Annotated in this window: 19 protein-coding genes; 5 read left to right on the top strand and 14 right to left on the bottom strand. The window is 35.6% G+C overall.

Translation table 11 applies throughout. The annotated features are described in order from the left end of the window. Positions 1-3 precede the first annotated feature (3 nt). Positions 4-1,752 carry an ABC transporter transmembrane domain-containing protein gene (locus FSZ17_RS10445; RefSeq protein ID WP_057770008.1) on the bottom strand — a complete coding sequence of 583 codons (1,749 nt, stop codon included), beginning with the start codon at positions 1,750-1,752 and terminating at the stop codon, positions 4-6. Positions 1,753-2,098: 346 nt separating this feature from the next. Here FSZ17_RS10445 and FSZ17_RS10440 point away from each other — a divergent pair, with 346 nt between their 5' ends. Then, positions 2,099-2,773, top strand: a complete 675-nt coding sequence (locus FSZ17_RS10440; RefSeq protein WP_082625207.1) for a DUF421 domain-containing protein — start codon at positions 2,099-2,101, stop codon at positions 2,771-2,773. Between the two features lie 345 nt (positions 2,774-3,118). Here FSZ17_RS10440 and FSZ17_RS10435 read toward each other — a convergent pair whose 3' ends face one another. The 6 genes from FSZ17_RS10435 to yneA form a co-directional block, all read right to left on the bottom strand. Then, positions 3,119-3,334: a YneF family protein gene (locus FSZ17_RS10435; RefSeq protein ID WP_057770006.1), complete on the bottom strand. Its 216-nt coding sequence runs from the start codon at positions 3,332-3,334 to the stop codon at positions 3,119-3,121. A gap of 86 nt (positions 3,335-3,420) precedes the next feature. Beyond that, positions 3,421-3,858 carry a sporulation inhibitor of replication protein SirA gene (gene sirA / locus FSZ17_RS10430; protein ID WP_057770004.1) on the bottom strand — a complete coding sequence of 146 codons (438 nt, stop codon included), beginning with the start codon at positions 3,856-3,858 and terminating at the stop codon, positions 3,421-3,423. A 235-nt stretch (positions 3,859-4,093) separates the two neighbouring features. Further along, on the bottom strand, positions 4,094-6,100 hold the full coding sequence (gene tkt, locus FSZ17_RS10425; RefSeq protein WP_057770001.1) for a transketolase: 2,007 nt from the start codon (positions 6,098-6,100) through the stop codon (positions 4,094-4,096). 165 nt (positions 6,101-6,265) lie between these two features. Continuing rightward, positions 6,266-6,499 carry a DUF896 domain-containing protein gene (locus FSZ17_RS10420; RefSeq protein WP_057769999.1) on the bottom strand — a complete coding sequence of 78 codons (234 nt, stop codon included), beginning with the start codon at positions 6,497-6,499 and terminating at the stop codon, positions 6,266-6,268. A 94-nt stretch (positions 6,500-6,593) separates the two neighbouring features. Further along, positions 6,594-7,250: a YneB family resolvase-like protein gene (locus FSZ17_RS10415; RefSeq protein ID WP_057769997.1), complete on the bottom strand. Its 657-nt coding sequence runs from the start codon at positions 7,248-7,250 to the stop codon at positions 6,594-6,596. Between the two features lie 26 nt (positions 7,251-7,276). Then, entirely contained in the window at positions 7,277-7,603 is a 327-nt protein-coding gene (yneA, locus tag FSZ17_RS10410; RefSeq protein WP_057769995.1) for a cell division suppressor protein YneA, read from the bottom strand. Positions 7,604-7,754: 151 nt separating this feature from the next. On the opposite strand from yneA, the gene lexA reads away from it, so the two are divergent. From lexA to FSZ17_RS10395, 3 genes are all read left to right on the top strand, one after another. After that, on the top strand, positions 7,755-8,378 hold the full coding sequence (gene lexA / locus FSZ17_RS10405) for a transcriptional repressor LexA (RefSeq protein WP_057770672.1): 624 nt from the start codon (positions 7,755-7,757) through the stop codon (positions 8,376-8,378). 351 nt (positions 8,379-8,729) lie between these two features. Continuing rightward, positions 8,730-9,464, top strand: coding sequence for a polysaccharide deacetylase family protein (locus FSZ17_RS10400; protein WP_407643445.1), 735 nt, complete (start codon positions 8,730-8,732; stop codon positions 9,462-9,464). A 127-nt stretch (positions 9,465-9,591) separates the two neighbouring features. Beyond that, the gene (locus FSZ17_RS10395) at positions 9,592-9,981 is read left to right on the top strand and encodes a DUF1259 domain-containing protein (RefSeq protein WP_322107604.1); all 390 of its coding nucleotides are present in this window, start codon (positions 9,592-9,594) and stop codon (positions 9,979-9,981) included. Between the two features lie 204 nt (positions 9,982-10,185). Here the strand turns inward: FSZ17_RS10395 and glnA are convergent, their stop codons facing one another. The 4 genes from glnA to hflX all read right to left on the bottom strand — a co-directional run bounded on the left by glnA (position 10,186) and on the right by hflX (position 14,632). Further along, positions 10,186-11,520 (bottom strand): type I glutamate--ammonia ligase, encoded by a 1,335-nt coding sequence (glnA, locus tag FSZ17_RS10390; RefSeq protein WP_057769992.1) that lies wholly within the window; start codon positions 11,518-11,520, stop codon positions 10,186-10,188. Between the two features lie 34 nt (positions 11,521-11,554). Next, positions 11,555-11,953, bottom strand: a complete 399-nt coding sequence (locus FSZ17_RS10385; protein ID WP_057769990.1) for a MerR family transcriptional regulator — start codon at positions 11,951-11,953, stop codon at positions 11,555-11,557. Between the two features lie 137 nt (positions 11,954-12,090). Then, positions 12,091-13,362, bottom strand: a complete 1,272-nt coding sequence (locus FSZ17_RS10380; RefSeq protein WP_057769988.1) for a methionine gamma-lyase family protein — start codon at positions 13,360-13,362, stop codon at positions 12,091-12,093. A 13-nt stretch (positions 13,363-13,375) separates the two neighbouring features. Next, positions 13,376-14,632 (bottom strand): GTPase HflX, encoded by a 1,257-nt coding sequence (gene hflX / locus FSZ17_RS10375; RefSeq protein ID WP_057769986.1) that lies wholly within the window; start codon positions 14,630-14,632, stop codon positions 13,376-13,378. A gap of 232 nt (positions 14,633-14,864) precedes the next feature. Here hflX and FSZ17_RS10370 point away from each other — a divergent pair, with 232 nt between their 5' ends. Then, positions 14,865-15,467, top strand: a complete 603-nt coding sequence (locus FSZ17_RS10370) for a trimeric intracellular cation channel family protein (RefSeq protein WP_057769984.1) — start codon at positions 14,865-14,867, stop codon at positions 15,465-15,467. A gap of 45 nt (positions 15,468-15,512) precedes the next feature. Here FSZ17_RS10370 and spoVK read toward each other — a convergent pair whose 3' ends face one another. From spoVK to miaA, 3 genes are all read right to left on the bottom strand, one after another. Next, complete coding sequence (gene spoVK / locus FSZ17_RS10365) at positions 15,513-16,460, bottom strand: stage V sporulation protein K (RefSeq protein WP_057769982.1); 948 nt, start codon at positions 16,458-16,460, stop codon at positions 15,513-15,515. 252 nt (positions 16,461-16,712) lie between these two features. Further along, positions 16,713-16,943 (bottom strand): RNA chaperone Hfq, encoded by a 231-nt coding sequence (gene hfq, locus FSZ17_RS10360; RefSeq protein ID WP_057769980.1) that lies wholly within the window; start codon positions 16,941-16,943, stop codon positions 16,713-16,715. 28 nt (positions 16,944-16,971) lie between these two features. Next, positions 16,972-17,940, bottom strand: a complete 969-nt coding sequence (gene miaA, locus FSZ17_RS10355; RefSeq protein WP_057769978.1) for a tRNA (adenosine(37)-N6)-dimethylallyltransferase MiaA — start codon at positions 17,938-17,940, stop codon at positions 16,972-16,974. Positions 17,941-18,070: the final 130 nt, after the last annotated feature.

The following is an 18,070-nucleotide window of genomic DNA, read 5'->3' as shown; positions in this document are numbered from 1 at the left end:
TATCTATCCTCCATGCTCCACTAGCTCTTCTAGCTGTTGATGTAGGTACATGTCTTTATACCAGCCATTCTCACTCATCAACTGTACATGAGTTCCTCTTTGTACAATTCTTCCTTCGTCAAGAACGATAATCAAATTAGCATGCTGAATCGCACTCAAACGATGGGCTGTTATGATCGTGGTTTTTCCTTCTCTGTTTTGCCTCAATGCTGTGAGAATAGCTTCCTCCGTTTTTGCATCAACAGCAGACAATGAATCATCTAGAAGTAATACTTCAGGATCCATTAATAATGCTCTTGCAATGGAAATTCGCTGCTTTTGTCCTCCAGAAAGCGAAACGCCTCTTTCACCAACGACTGTTTCGTATCCATCTGTAAATTGCAAAATATCCTCATGAATGTTCGCAAGTTTTGCTGCCTCATGAATCTCTAATTCATCTGCGAAAGGGTTTGTAAATGCAATATTCTCAGCCACTGTTGCAGAGAATAAAAAATGGTCCTGAGGAACATAACCAATTGATTCTCTTAGCTTCTCTAATTGGTAATGGCTTAATGGGTTTCCTGCGAATTCAATTATGCCATCAAAACCTTCAAATTCACGAATAAGCAGCTTTAATAGTGTTGTTTTTCCAGCACCGGTTCTGCCTACTATTCCTAAGGTTTCCCCTCTTTTTAACTCAAAGTGTATGTCCTTTAGTAATGGCTCTCTTTCTTCTGGATAAGCAAACTCAAAAATATTAAAAGTAATATCTCCACTAGGCACAAGCTCAAGAGCAATAGGATCATCATTAATGTCTATCTTTTCTGCCAGCAATGCCGATATACGATCATTAGAAGCTCTGCCTCTCTCTACAATGTTAAATAACCAGCCAAATGCAAGCATTGGCCAAATAAGCAGGGTTAAGTAAGTTGTGAACGACACTAGCTCTCCAATGGTTATTTCTTCATTCAGAACGTATTTTGCTCCAAAGGCAATGGATAAGAAAAAGGATATCCCCACAATAATCGATATCGTCGGATCAAATAATGAATCAATTTTGGCAACAGAAACATTCTTTTGAACAACATCCTCGGATTGTTTTCTAAAGTCCTCAATATCTTCAGCTTCTTGGCCGAATGTTTTAATCACCTTTATCCCCGTTACACTTTCCTGTGTTTTATCATTAAGAGATGAAAAAGCTTCTTGAGCTTTATGAAATCGCTTATGAAGCATCGTTCCATACCAGCTTGTTAAAAGAGCCATTAAAGGCATCGGAATCAAACTAATTAATGTCAGCTTCCAACTGATCGTTGCCGCCATGGCAATGATAACAAAGCCACCAGTAGCCATTGAGTCAACTAAGGTCAGAACCCCAGAGCCAGCTGTTTGCTGTATGGCCTGTAAATCATTTGTTGCATGTGCCATCAAATCTCCCACCCGTTTTTTCTGATAAAAGGATTGGGACATTGATGTAAAATGATGATAAAGCTTATTTCTTAATATTTTCGATAGCTTAACAGCAGAGCCGAATATCATAATCCGCCAATAGTAACGCAATATATACATTAAGGCTGCCGTTGCAATTAACACACCTATCAATGACAAAAGGGTATTAGTTGTTAATGCATTATCCTTTACAAGGTCTACAAATACTCCAATCACCTTAGGTGGCACAAGCTGAAGCATAGCTACAAATAGCAGCATCAAAGTTCCGATCATATAAGCTTTTTTCTCTTGTTTAAAAAACCACATTAAATCTAAAAACACTCTCATTTTACTGTCCTCCGACACATAAATAACCAGCTTTGAAATTTGATCACTTCATACCTAATACAATTATCTCTATTGTGATAGCTTAAATAGTTTATCAAATATTACAAAAATAAGGAAGATTTTTATTTCACTTAAATCGCGAAGACTTTTATTTCGAAAAAAGGCATGCAAAAAAAGAAAAAGCACTCAAGGCTGAGAGCTTTTACACCATTATTTTGTTTGTTCATGGCGTTTATCATGATTGAATAAAGAACTAATACGGGACTTAAAACTTGTATATTTATTACTCATATTTAGCATAATAGTGAAGCAATAAAAGATTCTGGAGGAATCAAAATTGGATGGAATGAGTTTTGTTTTTATAATTATGAAATTGATCATTGGACTTATTTGTTTGTATTTTATTCTTATTGTGACTGGAAGAAAATCATTTTCTCAATTAACACCACTTCATTTTATTTTTATACTACTTCTTGATGACTTTTTAGGACATGTTATATATGAAAATGACGTAAGTATTTTTAAATTTTTATTTGCAATCGGTTTTTGGACTTTGTTAATATTGACTCTTGATTTTATAACATTAAAATATACAAAAATTAGAATTTTATTACACGGGAATCCAGTTATTATTATCAGAAATGGAATAATCGATCGAAACGCCGTTAAAAAATCAAAGCTGGATTTGAATCAAATTTTAAGTTTGTTACGACAAAAAAGTGTATTTTCAGTAAGAGAAGTTGAATATGCATTATTAGAGCCTAATGGACAAATTAGTATCTCGCTGAAATCTAAATACAAGCCCCCAAGTATTGAAGATTTTAATCTTCCCGAAAGAAAAGTGAATTTACCATTAACACTGATTATGGATGGAAACATATTACAGAATAATTTAAAAGAATGTGGCATGGATGAAAAATGGTTACTGGATGAATTATGTGCTAAAGGATTTGATAATACTAAGAGTATTTTTTATGCTGAATGGAAAGAAATTGATGGATTACATATATCCCCTAAATAAGAGTATGTGGCAATTTAATTTTATTGAAGAGGTGATTTAATACCTCTTCTTCAGTTGTGAATGAGATGAATATTAAAAGCAGTTTGATAGATACATATGATAAAAACATTCTTCTAATACATCTTCTAATACATCTTCTAATAACAACAAAAAAACCACTTTTTCTGCTGAATCTTTCAAAAGAAAAAGTGGTTTTAAGTTGCAAATAAGAAAGTTTCACCAATTTGAATCAAAATTTCTGAGGAAGGATACACCTTTGCACCTTCTTGTTAAGAAAATTTCACCATCGTATTGGTAATCAATCAAGCAATAATCCCTTAATACCAAGGGCTAGCTTGTACACCATTATTTTGTTTGTTTGTTCATGGCGTTCATCATCTGATTGATTTTCTTTTGCGAAGGCTTTTGACCCATTTGCATCATCATCATTTTTAACATTTGCTCATTAATTGGCGGATTTTTCTTTAAATAGCTCATCATGTATTTTCGAGCGATGAAAAACCCTAGGGCTAAACCGGCAATAAGTGCCAATACACCAACTAGTATAAATTGCCAAAGCATACAGATTTCCTCCTTCATGTTGTCTATCATACAGTGTACTAGACCAAAGGCTATTATACAATATTTGCTTGATTATTTTATCATTTTTAGACTAATTTTCTTTCCTTAATTGGTTTAAGCCAGCCATATTGATGATGTTTCATATCAATTGCTAAGAAAGAAGATTCGCTTTTTCGAAGCACTTCAAAAAAACATGTCTCTGCATCATAATTCCCGCTCGCCTTTAAAATTAAGTATTTATCTTTTATTTCTAGCCTTGCCTTGCTTCGTTTTCCTTTTTCTATATAGTATGCACCTTTTTTTGTTTGAAAATCTTTCGTTCGATAAAGTTGTTGATTTATATATTGGTGTAATTTTAATCCCGGTATCGGCTTTGTTATATATTGAATTTGTTTAGCAAGGATGGATTTCAATGATCCAGTTGAATTCTCATACTCCTGAAATAGCTGAAAAAACATCCTCTCTCTGCCAAAATAATGAGAGGCAAACTCTTCCTCTATTAAATATAACTGATAGGCTCTCATTCAAACCACTCCTTCCGGGATAAACCCCCTTTTATTCATTATAAAGAAGTGAAATTGAACTATGTGTCTGAAGACGTCAAAAAATTCAGCGTATTTTGTCGAATAGAATCCTTTTTATTAGTAAATATGATGTTAGCCATTTTTTTATCGAATGACTTTGTTTTTCTGATATCAATTGAAACTTTCCTATTAGATTAAAAAAAGAAGAGCTTAATTCACTCTTCTTCGATTATCATTAATCTTGTAATAATTGCTTAACTCGTGTAACTACATTATCAACTGAAAAACCGTATTCCTCCATGATTTTTTCACCAGGAGCTGATGCACCAAATTGATCAATTGAAAGTACTTCTCCCTCATCTCCAGCATATCGGTGCCAGCCTAATGAAGAGCCCATTTCAATCGCTAATCTTTTCTTTACATCTTTAGAAATAATACTTTCCTTGTATTCCTTCGTTTGCGCTTCAAATCGGTCCCAAGATGGCATGCTGATTACTGAAGCGGATACCCCTTCAGCTTCTAATGCTTTTTGAGCGTCCACAGCTAAGCTTACTTCTGAACCTGAGGCAAGTAATAAAACATCTGCTTTATCTTTACTTGCAGGGGATACAATATAAGCGCCTTTTGAAACTCCCTCGTATGCTGCTGCATCTGTGCCTTTTAATGTTGGAAGGTCTTGACGAGTTAAAACGAGTGCTGTTGGTTTATCTGTTGATTCAACAGCTAGTTTCCATGCTGCAGCCGTTTCATTTCCGTCTCCAGGACGAATAACAGATAAGTTAGGCATTGCACGTAATGCCGCTAATTGCTCGATTGGCTCATGTGTAGGACCATCTTCTCCAACTGCAATACTGTCATGAGTAAATACATAAGTTACTGGAAGCTTCATCAATGCAGCAAGACGGATAGCAGGGCGTAAATAGTCAGAAAATACAAAGAAAGTTCCTCCGAATACTTTCAAACCTCCATGGAGGGCCATACCATTTAGAGCAGCACCCATTGCAAATTCACGAACACCGAACCAAATATTCCTTCCATCAAAAGTTTCAGGTGTGAAGTCCGATGTACCTTTTATCATAGTCTTATTCGAGCCAGCAAGGTCTGCAGATCCACCTACAAATGAAGGTAAGTTTTTAGCGATTGCATTCAATGCTTCTCCAGAAGATGCACGGCTAGCAAGGCTTTTCCCTTCCGCATAAACAGGCACTTCATGATCCCATCCCTCTTTAAGCTCACCATTCATGACTTGTTGGAGCTGTTCAGCAAGTTCTGGATACTTATTTTTATATTGAGAGAAGGAATCAGCCCATTCTTGCTCTTTCTTTTCACCTTGCTCAGCTACATGCTTATTAAAATGATCATAAACTTCTGTTGGAACATGGAAATCTTCTTCAAATGTCCATTCATATGCAGCCTTTGTTAATTTTAATTCGCCTGCACCAAGCGGAGCACCATGAACATCTGATTTTCCTGACTTATTTGGTGACCCATATCCAATCACTGTTTTTACTTCAATAAGTGTTGGATGAGTCTCATCTTGTTTCGCCTCTTCAATTGCTTTGGAAATTTCATCTAAATTATTCCCATCTTCTACTCTTAAATATTGCCAGCCATAGGATTTAAATCTCTGTTCTACACTTTCTGAGAAGGACTTATTTAAATCACCGTCAAGAGAAATATCATTGGAATCATAAAGTACTATTAATCTTCCAAGCTTTAGATGGCCTGCAAGTGAAGCAGCTTCAGCTGAGACACCTTCCATTAAATCCCCATCACCGCAAATGCTGTATGTATAATGATCAATCATTTTAAATTGGTCTCTGTTATAAACAGCTGCTAAATGACGCTCTGCCATTGCCATACCAACTGACATTGCAATTCCCTGTCCAAGAGGACCTGTTGTTGCATCGACGCCTGGTGTATGACCAAACTCAGGATGTCCAGGGGTTTTACTTCCCCATTGTCTAAAATTTTTAATATCATCCATAGTTACGTCGTAACTAGACAGATGAAGGAGGCTATATAATAGCATAGAACCGTGTCCTGCAGATAGGACAAAACGATCACGATTAAACCAATTTGGATTTTTGGGATTGTGGTTCATAAAACGAGTCCAAAGGGTATAAGCCATTGGAGCAGCACCCATCGGCATACCGGGGTGTCCTGAATTAGCCTTTTCTATAGCATCAATAGATAATGTACGAATGGAGTTTATCGATAAAGCATCAATTTTATCAAACATATTTTTCATCCTCTCTGCATGTTTTATTACTCTTCTAATATTAATGTCAGGAACATTTTAATACAACATATTGGGTCAAATAATTAATAATCAGCTTGTCTTTATTTTGTCACAATATTAAAGGGATATGTAAAGAAGGAATACAATTTCCATGTATTCCTTCTTTTAATGCAATTGATCTTTATTTTGAATCTTTTTTAATTTATCTGGTGTTACATCATTCCCTTGTGGGTCGACGATTGTTACCCCTTTAAGAGTAGTTAACATAGATGAACGAAAGGTTTCTAGGTATTCTCTTCTAAGTAAGGATTGTTCCTTCGCTTCATCTTTTGTCAAACCAGTTTCTTTGGCCTTCTTTGCGAGTGCATTAATACGATTAAGTTTATCTTTTGGTAGCATATTTAAGCTCCTTTAAAATTTCATCGAATCCAATTGCCATGTTACTAAAAAAGAGCGCATTTGACAAGAAATGCCCTCTTACATCCTAAAAAATTTATTCAATGGCTGTTGAAATGGAATCAATATATTCTTGATATCGTCTATGCACGGTTGCCTTTGAAATTTTGTATCCAAAACCTCTTAATGTTGCTGTGATTTCTGAAAATGTTAATTCGTTTTTCCGTAATCGTACGATTTCTTCAATTGGAACTTCAATTCGTTCCCTTCCCGAATGGACACCCATATTTGATAAGTTATTTTCAGGTCTATATCCATTTTCAATAGCACGTTTCATACCACGTTTAATTTTAATATTATGCAGCTTTCGTTGGTATTCCTCTACAATACCAACTATATTTAATACCATAGAGTCAGATTCAGATAGCTGAAGCTCTCCATTGTGAGAAATACAATAAAGTAAAACCTCTTCTTTAAGAATACAATGAAGAATAGCGATTTTTGCATTACCTCTGCCTATCCTAGTTTCATCCTGTATTAAAACTACTTGAACTTCCTTTTGTTTAATAAGAGAAAGCAATTCTAGTATTCCATCTCTTTCTAGTTCATAACCACTTGCCTGTTCACGAATCACGTTAATAATTTCAAAATTATTTACCTTTGCAAGCTCGGTTAACTCTTCCTCCTGTCTAGAAAGTGATGTCTCCTGTGATTCTTTTGTTGTACTTACCCTGCAGTAGATAATTGCTTTCATAAATAATTCCTCACTATAAAAATTTATTAATTTTGAGAACTAGCTAATTCTGTTTGTTTTCTCACGCTATTATCCTGAACAACAGGAATAACAAGCTCATCACCTGGAAATATCCTTCCACTTGAAATCCCGTTATTCTGTTCGACCCAAACGACAAACTCTTTTACTGTAAGCGTGTGTTCATCAGAAAAATCCTCAGCAATTTGCCAAAGTGAGTCACCTTCATTGACGGTTATTTTAATATATTCACTTTTTCCTGGTCCACCAAGTTGAACAATCAAGATAAGAGCAGTAATAAAACTTAAAACGAATAGAATAATAGCATATGAATATAAGTTCCACAATTTTTTCATTGAAATTCACCTCTACGAGAATACATGTTCGATTTTTTCAATCATAAAACAGAACATATGTTTTTGTCAACAGAAATTCGAACTTATGTTTGTACTGTGTTGTTAGAGATGCTATAATTAGGTAAAGAAAATCATAAGAGGTGTAATTATGATGGCGAAATTATCAAAAAGACAACAGGATATATTATGTTTTATTAAAGATGAAGTTAGACAAAAAGGATATCCACCTTCTGTCCGTGAGATCGGAGAGGCAGTAGGACTTGCTTCAAGCTCGACAGTGCACGGTCATCTTGCAAGGCTCGAAAGCAAGGGATTAATTCGAAGAGATCCTACTAAACCACGTGCAATTGAAATTTTAGATTTAGATGTAACTTCACAAACACCAGATTATAAGATTGTAAATGTTCCAATCGTAGGGAAAGTAACTGCCGGTCAACCAATAACAGCCATTGAAAATGTCGAAGAATACTTCCCGCTTCCAGAAAGATTCGCTCCCGCAGATGAACAGGTTTTTATGTTAGAAATCATGGGGGAAAGTATGATCGAAGCAGGAATACTAGATGGTGATTATGTCATTGTCAAGCAACAAAGCACAGCAAACAATGGTGATATTATCGTTGCGATGACAGAAGATGATGAGGCAACTGTAAAAAGATTCTTTAAAGAGAAGGATTATATTAGACTACAACCTGAAAATTCTAGTATGGAACCTATCATTTTGCGTAATGTATCCATATTAGGTAAAGTAATTGGCGTTTATCGCAATATCCACTAAATGAATTAAACCGGGCAAAACTGCCCGGTCCTTTTTTGTTTAGCGAATAACCGATAATATAAACTCTATACTTTCTTATAATAAGACAGTTGGGAGGGCCGTTTCCCATGATAGGACTATCACCTAATTTTTATTAGTGAACCCTTTCTAATTACTCCGTTCATCCAATACTGCAGCTTGCTATTATCAAGCCAATACCCCAAATCAACTTTTTGCTTACATAAGTATTTCTATCTCTCCATAACTTTGATAAATAATATTTTCAAATTCACATAAACTATTGAGGATTATTTCTTGAATGAGAGGTGACTTTACTTGAAAAAAAATACTTTATTTGTCTTTGCCCTTTTCATTTTTTATTTTTCATTTTGTTTAACTACAGTAGCCCATACTCGTAGTCGTGAAGAATACGAAAAATTAGGACATGTTGTATGGGAAGTAGATACAAAAGAAAAGATCGTGGCTATAACGTTCGATGATGGACCTCATCCTGTCTTCACTCCTCAAATTCTTGACATATTAGCTAAATACAATGCAAAAGCTACATTTTTTGTAGCAGGTAATAAAGTAAAAAGATTTCCATCTGTTTTAGAAAGGATTGCAAAAGAAGGACACGAAATTGCTAATCACACTTATAATCATATTTTTAACAGAAATATTACATCTTCTACATTAAGTTCTGAATTAGAGCAAACTGATGAAATTATTCAGAGTATCATTGGTTATAAACCAACTCTTTATCGACCAGTAGGAGGTATGCACAATGATCTAATTATTAACACAGCTGTAAAAAACGGCAAACTTGTTATACTTTGGTCGTGGCATCTAGATGCAGAGGACTGGAAAAACCCTGCAGCTAGCCAAATATCCAGACATATCACTAAAGGAATCAGGCCTGGTAATATCGTTCTACTTCATGATTGGATTGGGACAGAATATTCTCGAACATCTCAAACTGTAAAAGGATTAGAAACTACTTTGAGATTTTTATACCAAAATGGATACGAATGTGTGACGGTGTCTGAATTGTTATTTCGTTCTGAAATAATAGATCAAGATTATTTTAATACCTTTCCTATAGAATAAAATAAAACTGAGGTTCGACTATTTCTCTCATTTTAAATGTACATGAACCTTCACTTGATTTTCTCCACGTTCTAAACACCTGACACATCTCATAAACTATAAAAAAATTATGAGGTGGCATTTGATAATGAACTTTCAAAACCTTTGTCAACAGTGCGCTCAGATACTTAACGGAAAAGCAAGTGTGAAGAATGGCATATGTTCAATTGAAATCACTCGTAATCTTCAAGTTACTATTCAAGGTCGCCCTAGTCGAGGTGAACTTCATGCTGGTATAACCTTTGAATCAATGGATTATGAAGGCAATGCACTTAATCTTGGAGAAGTTGTCCTTCTTGAAGAAGAGCTAACCCCTTTTGTTAATGTTCTTGTTAGAAATCGTTTAATCGTAAGTGCAATTCATAACCACTGGGTATTTACTAAACCAAATATTTTATATGTTCATTTTCAGTCTGTTGAGCCTCCATTAGCCTTTGCTCAAAAAGTTTCACAAGCTTTTATGGGTTTAAACAATTAAATAATATTTTTGCAAAAACCGGCAATTATGTCGGCTTTTTTTATTGCCTTTCTTTCCGATTATTCCTCAAAACAATATCCATTTTTTACGAACAAAAATCCTTAAAGATAAGTAAATTTCATCATTTGGCAGATACTATAATATTCCTAAAACCGTTAAACAACAAAAAACCCTCAATACCAATGGTATCAAGGGTTTAACTTATTAATACATCGTCATATACTGCTCGCGCTCCCAAGGATGCACTTGTGTGCGGAACATATCCCATTCAATTTCTTTTGCCTCAATAAAATGCTCGAAAATATGTCCGCCTAATGCTGAAACAATGACTTCATTTGATTTTAATTTATCTAGGGCTTCTGCTAGTGTTGAAGGAAGATCATCGATTCCTTCTGCAATACGCTCTTCTTTAGACATTACATAAATATTACGATCAACAGATGCAGGCGGAACAAGTTTGTTCTTTATTCCATCGAGGCCTGCTTTTAATAACACTGCCATCGCAAGGTAAGGATTTGCTGCCGGATCGACACTGCGAACCTCTACACGAGTGCTAATTCCTCTAGAAGAAGGAATTCGGATTAGTGGAGAACGGTTCTGAGCAGACCATGCAACATAACATGGTGCTTCATACCCTGGAACTAATCGTTTGTATGAGTTGACTGTCGGATTTGTAACTGCAGTGAATCCTGTTGAATGCTTCAGGATACCAGCAATAAATTGACGAGCATATTCACTTAATTGCAATTCGCCTTTTTCATCAAAAAATGAATTTTTTCCTTCTTTAAAAAGGGATACATTGCAGTGCATTCCTGAACCCGCTACTCCAAATAAAGGCTTCGGCATAAATGTAGCATGCAGGCCATGCTTGCGCGCAATTGTCTTTACAACTAATTTAAATGTTTGAATTTGATCACATGCTGTTAAAACATTTGCATATTTAAAATCAATTTCATGCTGACCAGGTGCGACTTCATGGTGAGAAGCTTCAATTTCAAATCCCATCTCTTCTAATTCAAGGACGATATCACGTCGGCAATTTTCGCCAAGGTCTGTTGGCGCTAAGTCGAAGTAGCCCCCATTATCATTAAGTTCAAGTGAAGGCTCACCATTTTGATCAAGCTTAAACAAGAAGAACTCTGGCTCAGGACCAAGGTTAAAATCTGTAAATCCTAACTCTTCCATTTCCTTTAAAACCCTTTTTAAATTATTTCGAGGATCTCCTTGGAATGGTGTACCGTCCGCATTATGGATATCACAAATTAAACGAGCAACCTTACCCTTCTCAGCTGTCCATGGAAAAACAACCCAAGTATCTAGATCAGGATATAAATACATATCCGATTCTTCAATTCGTACAAAACCTTCAATAGAGGAACCGTCAAACATCATCTTATTATCTAAGGCCTTCTCTAGTTGACTAATAGGAATTTCAACATTTTTAATTGTTCCTAAAATATCTGTGAATTGTAGACGAATGAATTTTACATTTTCTTCTTGAGAGATTCGTTTAATATCTTCTTTGGTGAATTTTGCCATAGATTAGTTCCTCCTTAGTTGTTAAAGAATACCATTAGTGAAAAAAGCGGTTCATATTCCCTGGATTGGATGTTGGTAGATTAAATCTTCCAGCCTGCACGATTTCCTTGCGTAATAGTCTTCTAACATCATCATTTGAAAGCTCTCGTTCTGTTTTCTCTGCTTTTAATATTGGATTTGTTTCTTGATTTTTCAAAGCAAAGAGATGTTTGATTCCAGCCATATTCACGCCTTGGTCAATTAAATCTTTCACTTCAAGAAGCGTATCAATATCATTCAGAGAAAACATCCTTCTATTTCCATCTGTTCTTGCTGGAGAAATCAATTGGTGCTCTTCATAGTACCGAATTTGGCGTGCAGTCAATTCGGTTAACTGCATGACAGGTCCAATTGGAAAAAGCGGCATGGAACGGCGTATATTGCTTCCAGTCACTCATTTCTCCTCCTTTTCTCATTTTCAAGAATAAATATAACTCAATGTAAGGTTAATTGTCAAGATGATGTTAGATTTCCTCACATGGAATTTTTCATAAAGAAAAGGACAGCAAAATAGCTGCCCTTAGTATTTTATTAATTAATATGAATTAATCCCTTTTCAATCAATCCATTCAATGCAATGCAAACAGCAATTTTCACATGTGAATACGTTAGTCCACCTTGAACATACGCTACATATGGTGGCCTTATTGGACCATCAGCTGATAGCTCAATACTCGCACCTTGGATAAAAGCACCAGCTGCCATAATGACATCATCTTCATAACCTGGCATTGGACTTGGATAAGGTGTTACATGTGAATTGATCGGGGCAGCATATTGGATCGCCTGACAAAATGCAATCATTTTCTCACGGTCATCAAATTGAACAGATTGAATCAAATCCGTTCTATTTGCATCCCATTTTGGAGACGAGTTCATTCCAAGCCGTTCTAATAATGCAGCAGTAAAAACAGCGCCTTTTAATGCTTGGCCAACAATGTGAGGTGCAAGGAAAAAGCCTTGATACATTTCCTGTAGGCTATATAATGTGGCACCTGCTTCTGCACCAATTCCAGGTGAAGTCATTCGATATGAACATGCTTCAACCCACTTCTCCTTGCCGACTATATATCCGCCTGTTTTAGCGAGGCCTCCTCCTGGATTCTTAATTAGTGAACCAGCCATTAAATCTGCCCCCACATGACATGGCTCCCTATCTTCGACAAACTCACCATAGCAATTATCCACAAAGACCACAACATTTGGATTGATTTCTTTTACAAATTTTATCATTTCTTCAATTTGCAAAATCGTAAAAGATGGTCTTGTTGCATAACCTTTTGAGCGTTGAATTCCAATCATTTTTGTATGTGGATTCATCGCATTTGCTATCTGTTGATAATCAACATTTCCATCATCCCTTAAGTCGACTGAATTGTATGTAATTCCAAATTCCTTCAAGGACCCTACACCATTGCCTCTTATGCCTACAATTTCTTCTAATGTGTCATAGGGTTTTCCAGTAATGTAAAGCAATTCATCACCGGGACGAAGTACGCCAAATAACGCGATAGATATAGCATGTGTTCCAGAAATGATTTGAGGGCGTACAAGAGCAGATTCACCACCAAACACTTCAGCATATATTTTCTCAAGTGTATCTCTGCCATGATCATCGTACCCATATCCTGTTGTTGGGATGAAGTGAGAATCACTGACTTTGTGGTTTTGAAAGCTTGTCAGAACACGGAATTGATTTTCATCAATCCTTTGATCGATTTTTTTTAGTACTGTTTCAATTTGCTTCTCAATCTCAGTAACGATTGGCTGCAGCTTTTCCCCATTTGATAATTGTTGAAACATGTTGTTCTCCTATCTATATTCTAAATTTATTTAAAAGTCCAGAAATATAATGATCCTCTAAATAGTATCCTTTACAAACATATATTTGCTTCTCTTCGTGAAAGGATAGTTCACGAAGAATTGTTTCATTTTTCAGCTGTGAAAGAAGCTTTCCTTCGTTAGATGGCACCTCAACATGGTAGTAGTTCATCATATCTAGAACCATCTCTTCCATTTCAGCTTTTAATTTATTTCGGTCAGCTTCGTTGAATGCACTAATTTCTATTACCTTCGTATTCGCCGATGGAACAAAATCCGGGTGCTTAATGTCCCGCTTATTATACACCGTGATTTGAGGAATTTTCTCATGATCCATTTCTTCTAACAGCTTGTTCACTGTCTGCTCATGCTGGAAGTAATCAGGGCTAGAACTATCCACTAGATGCAGCAGCAAATCTGCCTCATTCACCTCTTCAAGTGTTGAGCGAAAAGCAGCAATTAATGCCGTTGGTAAATCTTGTATAAAACCAACTGTATCCGTAAGCAAAGTAATAAATCCACTTGGCAATATCACTTTTCTAGTCATAGGATCAAGAGTTGCGAATAATTGATTTTCTTCATACGATTCTGCTTCTGTGAGGCGATTGAATAAGGTAGATTTCCCAGCATTTGTATAGCCAACGATTGCAATCTGAAAGGCTTTGTTCTTTTTTCTTCTCTCCCGATATCGTTCACGATGCTGTACGATAACTGAAAGTTGATTTTTGATTTCATTGATTCGATTTCGAATATGACGTCTATCAGATTCTAGCTTTGTTTCACCAGGTCCCCTTGTTCCAATACCACCTCCAAGTCGGGATAACTGTATCCCTTGACCAGTTAAGCGCGGGAGCAAGTATTGTAATTGTGCCAATTCTACTTGTAGCTTCCCCTCTTTAGAACGCGCTCTTTGGGCAAATATATCTAAAATTAATTGAGTTCGATCAATAATTTTTGCATTTAGTTCAGCTGAAAGATTTCTAACTTGGCTAGGTGATAATTCATCATTAAAAATGATTAAATCCGCATCTAGTTCCTCTTGTAATGCAGTTAATTCGGAAACCTTCCCTTTTCCTATATAGGTAGCGGAGTGGATGCGATCTCGTTTCTGCGTTAATGTTGTTAATACTTTTCCTTTAGCCGTTTCAGTTAGAGAACCAAGCTCTTCCATTGAATAATAAAACCGTTGATCATCCTCATTGGTTTGACATCCAACAAGGATAACATTTTCAAATTCTGTTTTTTGCTTCAATCAATATCCTTCTTTCCTAAAGTACTTTAACATATCATAACAAAAACAGCTATTTAACACTAATATTGAAAAAAAGGTTGAAATTCATAACTCATTTGCTTAAAATCAACTTGTTTGCCTTCAGAAGAAATCATTAAAACTACTACTTTATTAACTAAAGTCAGGCTTTTTAATCTGAAGGATTACTTCATACAATATTTTATTATAAAAGCATCATTGAGAGGATACAAATATGACTTGGGAAGTTTTAAGTATGATCGGAACAATTGCCTTTGCTATTAGTGGAGCAATTGTAGCTATGGAAGAGGAATATGATATTTTGGGTGTATATATTTTGGGAATTGTTACTGCATTCGGCGGTGGCGCGATTCGGAATTTATTAATTGGTGTTCCGGTATCTGCATTATGGGAACAAGGGATGTATTTTCAAATTGCCTTATTATCGATTACCGCCATCTTTCTATTTCCGAATAATTTGCTTAAGCATTGGGACAAATGGGGGAATTTTTTCGATGCGATCGGTCTTTCTGCATTTGCAATCCAAGGGGCTTTATATGCTTCAGAAATGAATCATCCTATTAGTGCCATAATAGTTGCTGCTGTCCTAACCGGAAGTGGCGGTGGAATTATTCGCGATCTACTCGCGCGAAGAAAACCGCTTGTTCTTAATTCCGAAATATATGCGGTATGGGCCATCATTTGTGGACTTGTAATTGGACTTAAATTCGCAACTTCACCAATGGAGCTCTTTACATTATTTATTGTTATAACTGGATTAAGAGTCCTTTCATATACATTTGACTGGAAACTTCCATCAAAAAGATTAAGAACATAATAATAAATGATTAAAGGATTCCTAAGTTGAGGAATCCTTTAATCATTAATCCTTTTCAAATACTAAATCATTGCTTCTTATTGTTACTAATTCATGCCGATCATAGCTATTTTGTATTAATAGTCTCATAGCCTGAGCCCTAATTGATTTTTCTAATACATTTCTTATATATCGTCCATTAGAAAAACTAATTGGATTTAAATGCGTTTTTATCCACAGTAGATGATCACGTAATTTTTTTTCTGCTTCGTGACTTAATGTGTATTCCCGATCTTTTAACATTCTGTCACCAATTTCCATGAGCTGAACAACTGAATAATCTGGAAAGTCGATTACTAACGGGAATCGCGAGTGCAGTCCAGGGTTTAAGGTTAGGAAATAATCCATTTCTCTTGAATAGCCTGCAAGGATGAGAATAAATTCGTGTTGCCTATCCTCCATATGCTTGACAAGGGTATCAATAGCCTCCTTGCCAAAATCCTTTTCTCCCCCTCTGCCTAGTGAATAGGCCTCATCAATAAAAAGGATTCCGCCAATCGCTTTCTTTATTAAATCTCGAGTTTTTTGCGCTGTATGACCTATATATTCCCCCACGAGATCCGCTCGTTCAGCTTCTATTAAGTGGCCTTTCGATAAAACATTCATCTTTAGGAAAAGCTTTCCAATCAGTCGGGCAACTGTTGTTTTTCCAGTCCCTGGATTCCCTTTGAACATCATATGAAGTGCCTGTTTTCCAGCCTTTAGTCCGGCATTCTCCCGTTTTTTATTTACGTAAATCCACGCATATATTTCTTTTATCATTCGTTTCATTTCTTCCATTCCAACTAGAGCATTTAATTCTTCCTCAATTTCTTTTAAAGCTGAATGCTCAGGTGGAAAATCCTTTTGTACAAGTGGCGATTCAATCGGTTCTTTTGCTAATGATTTTCGTTTTTGTGAATTTAGGACGATGCTGATCTGGCCATTATTTTTCATTCGAATCGGCTGGTCCAAAAGCTTTCACCTCTCGTTCTCAGGAACAGTATACGCTCAGATTCTTTGTTTGTGACAAAAGCCTATATCAAATTTTTCCTATTATCTTCAAAAAATTAGACTATATCGTTGTAAAGAAACCTATTACACATTTCCTTACCTATATGTATTCAATTGCTTCTAACTTCATTAAAGGTTTTTTATACTTAAAAAACGAAATAAAAGAAGGTTCATCTTCCGAAGAAGCTGAACCTTCTATAATTTAAATTTTAATTATTGGTTTTCCATGTCTAGTTGTACATTGCGCTGAGGTGCAAATGTAGAAATGGCATGTTTAAAAACAAGCTGTTGCTTGCCTTCTGATTCAAAAAGAACTGTAAAATTATCAAATCCTTTAATTTGGCCTCTAATTTGAAATCCATTTAATAAAAAAACAGTAACATTTGTACAATCCTTACGAAGCTGGTTTAAATACTGGTCTTGAATATTGATAGATGTTTTCATCTTACATCCTCCTCTTTTATCTCTATTACTATGTATTCGATTTTATTTGCAGCTTTCCTTCAATATGAGTGGAAATTTCATGAAGTTTTTTTTCAAACTCATTCGAATCAGACACATTTGACATATCGAACCAGTCTACTTCCATCTTATTCCGAAACCAAGTTAGCTGCCTTTTCGCATAACGCCTAGAATTTTGTTTTAACTGGGAAACTGCCTCATCTAACGTTACATGACAATTAAAATATTCATACAGCTCTTTATAGCCAATAGCCTGTATAGATTGACAATTCTTTAATCCTTGATTGAAAAATCCTTCGACCTCAAGGAGTAGCCCTTCATCGATCATCATATCTACTCTCAGATTAATACGTTTATATAATTTTTCCCTATCCATTGTTAACCCAATTAAAGCAGTGTTGTACATTAACTCAGGATTCTGTTCACTCTGGTAATCGCTTATCGTTCTTCCAGTACAATGAAAAACTTCTAACGCTCTAATCACTCTTCTAACATTATTAGGGTGAATTCTCTGTGCACTATCAGGGTCAACTTGCATCAATTCATTATGCAGCACTTCATATCCTTCTATTTCAGCTCTTTTTTCAAGTAATACTCGAAAGTCTTCATCAGATGGGGCATCAGAAAATTGATAATCGTAAATAACGGATTGGATATACAAACCCGTTCCTCCAACGATCATTGGAAGCTTCCCTCTGAATGTTATTTCTTTAATTTTTTCTCTGACTAATTCCTGAAACTCAGCAGCAGAAAATGGCTCGTCTGGATCTTTTATATCAATTAAATGATGAGTAATTCCTTCCATTTCACTCTCTTTAATTTTTGCAGTACCAATATCCATTCCCCTATAAATTTGCATCGAGTCTCCACTTATAATTTCTCCATTAAGTCTCTTTGCTAATTCGATACTTAATTTGGTTTTACCAACGGCAGTTGGACCAATTAGCACGACCAGCTTCTCTTTCCCTTTTTCTCCCAATACATTCACACTGCCTTTTATTCAACTTCCAATTAATTATCCCTATCGTATCACAAACTTAGATTACTTTCAGCGATTTTCATTATGTGTAGATTTCGTTCCTTTATCCAACATTTAACCATTATTGACA

Origin of the sequence: Cytobacillus dafuensis, from assembly GCF_007995155.1 — a bacterium.
GTDB lineage: Bacteria > Bacillota > Bacilli > Bacillales > Cytobacillaceae > Cytobacillus > Cytobacillus dafuensis.
This window is presented reverse-complemented; position numbering and strand designations above follow the sequence as displayed.

Coding starts and splice junctions, on each gene's coding strand:
- FSZ17_RS10445 (WP_057770008.1), bottom strand. CDS start 1,752: ATGAGAGTGTTTTTAGATTTAATGTGGTTTTTTAAACAAGAGAAAAAA.
- FSZ17_RS10440 (WP_082625207.1), top strand. CDS start 2,099: ATGAGTTTTGTTTTTATAATTATGAAATTGATCATTGGACTTATTTGT.
- FSZ17_RS10435 (WP_057770006.1), bottom strand. CDS start 3,334: ATGCTTTGGCAATTTATACTAGTTGGTGTATTGGCACTTATTGCCGGT.
- sirA (WP_057770004.1), bottom strand. CDS start 3,858: ATGAGAGCCTATCAGTTATATTTAATAGAGGAAGAGTTTGCCTCTCAT.
- tkt (WP_057770001.1), bottom strand. CDS start 6,100: ATGTTTGATAAAATTGATGCTTTATCGATAAACTCCATTCGTACATTA.
- FSZ17_RS10420 (WP_057769999.1), bottom strand. CDS start 6,499: ATGCTACCAAAAGATAAACTTAATCGTATTAATGCACTCGCAAAGAAG.
- FSZ17_RS10415 (WP_057769997.1), bottom strand. CDS start 7,250: ATGAAAGCAATTATCTACTGCAGGGTAAGTACAACAAAAGAATCACAG.
- yneA (WP_057769995.1), bottom strand. CDS start 7,603: ATGAAAAAATTGTGGAACTTATATTCATATGCTATTATTCTATTCGTT.
- lexA (WP_057770672.1), top strand. CDS start 7,755: ATGGCGAAATTATCAAAAAGACAACAGGATATATTATGTTTTATTAAA.
- FSZ17_RS10395 (WP_322107604.1), top strand. CDS start 9,592: ATGAACTTTCAAAACCTTTGTCAACAGTGCGCTCAGATACTTAACGGA.
- glnA (WP_057769992.1), bottom strand. CDS start 11,520: ATGGCAAAATTCACCAAAGAAGATATTAAACGAATCTCTCAAGAAGAA.
- FSZ17_RS10380 (WP_057769988.1), bottom strand. CDS start 13,362: ATGTTTCAACAATTATCAAATGGGGAAAAGCTGCAGCCAATCGTTACT.
- FSZ17_RS10370 (WP_057769984.1), top strand. CDS start 14,865: ATGACTTGGGAAGTTTTAAGTATGATCGGAACAATTGCCTTTGCTATT.
- hfq (WP_057769980.1), bottom strand. CDS start 16,943: ATGAAAACATCTATCAATATTCAAGACCAGTATTTAAACCAGCTTCGT.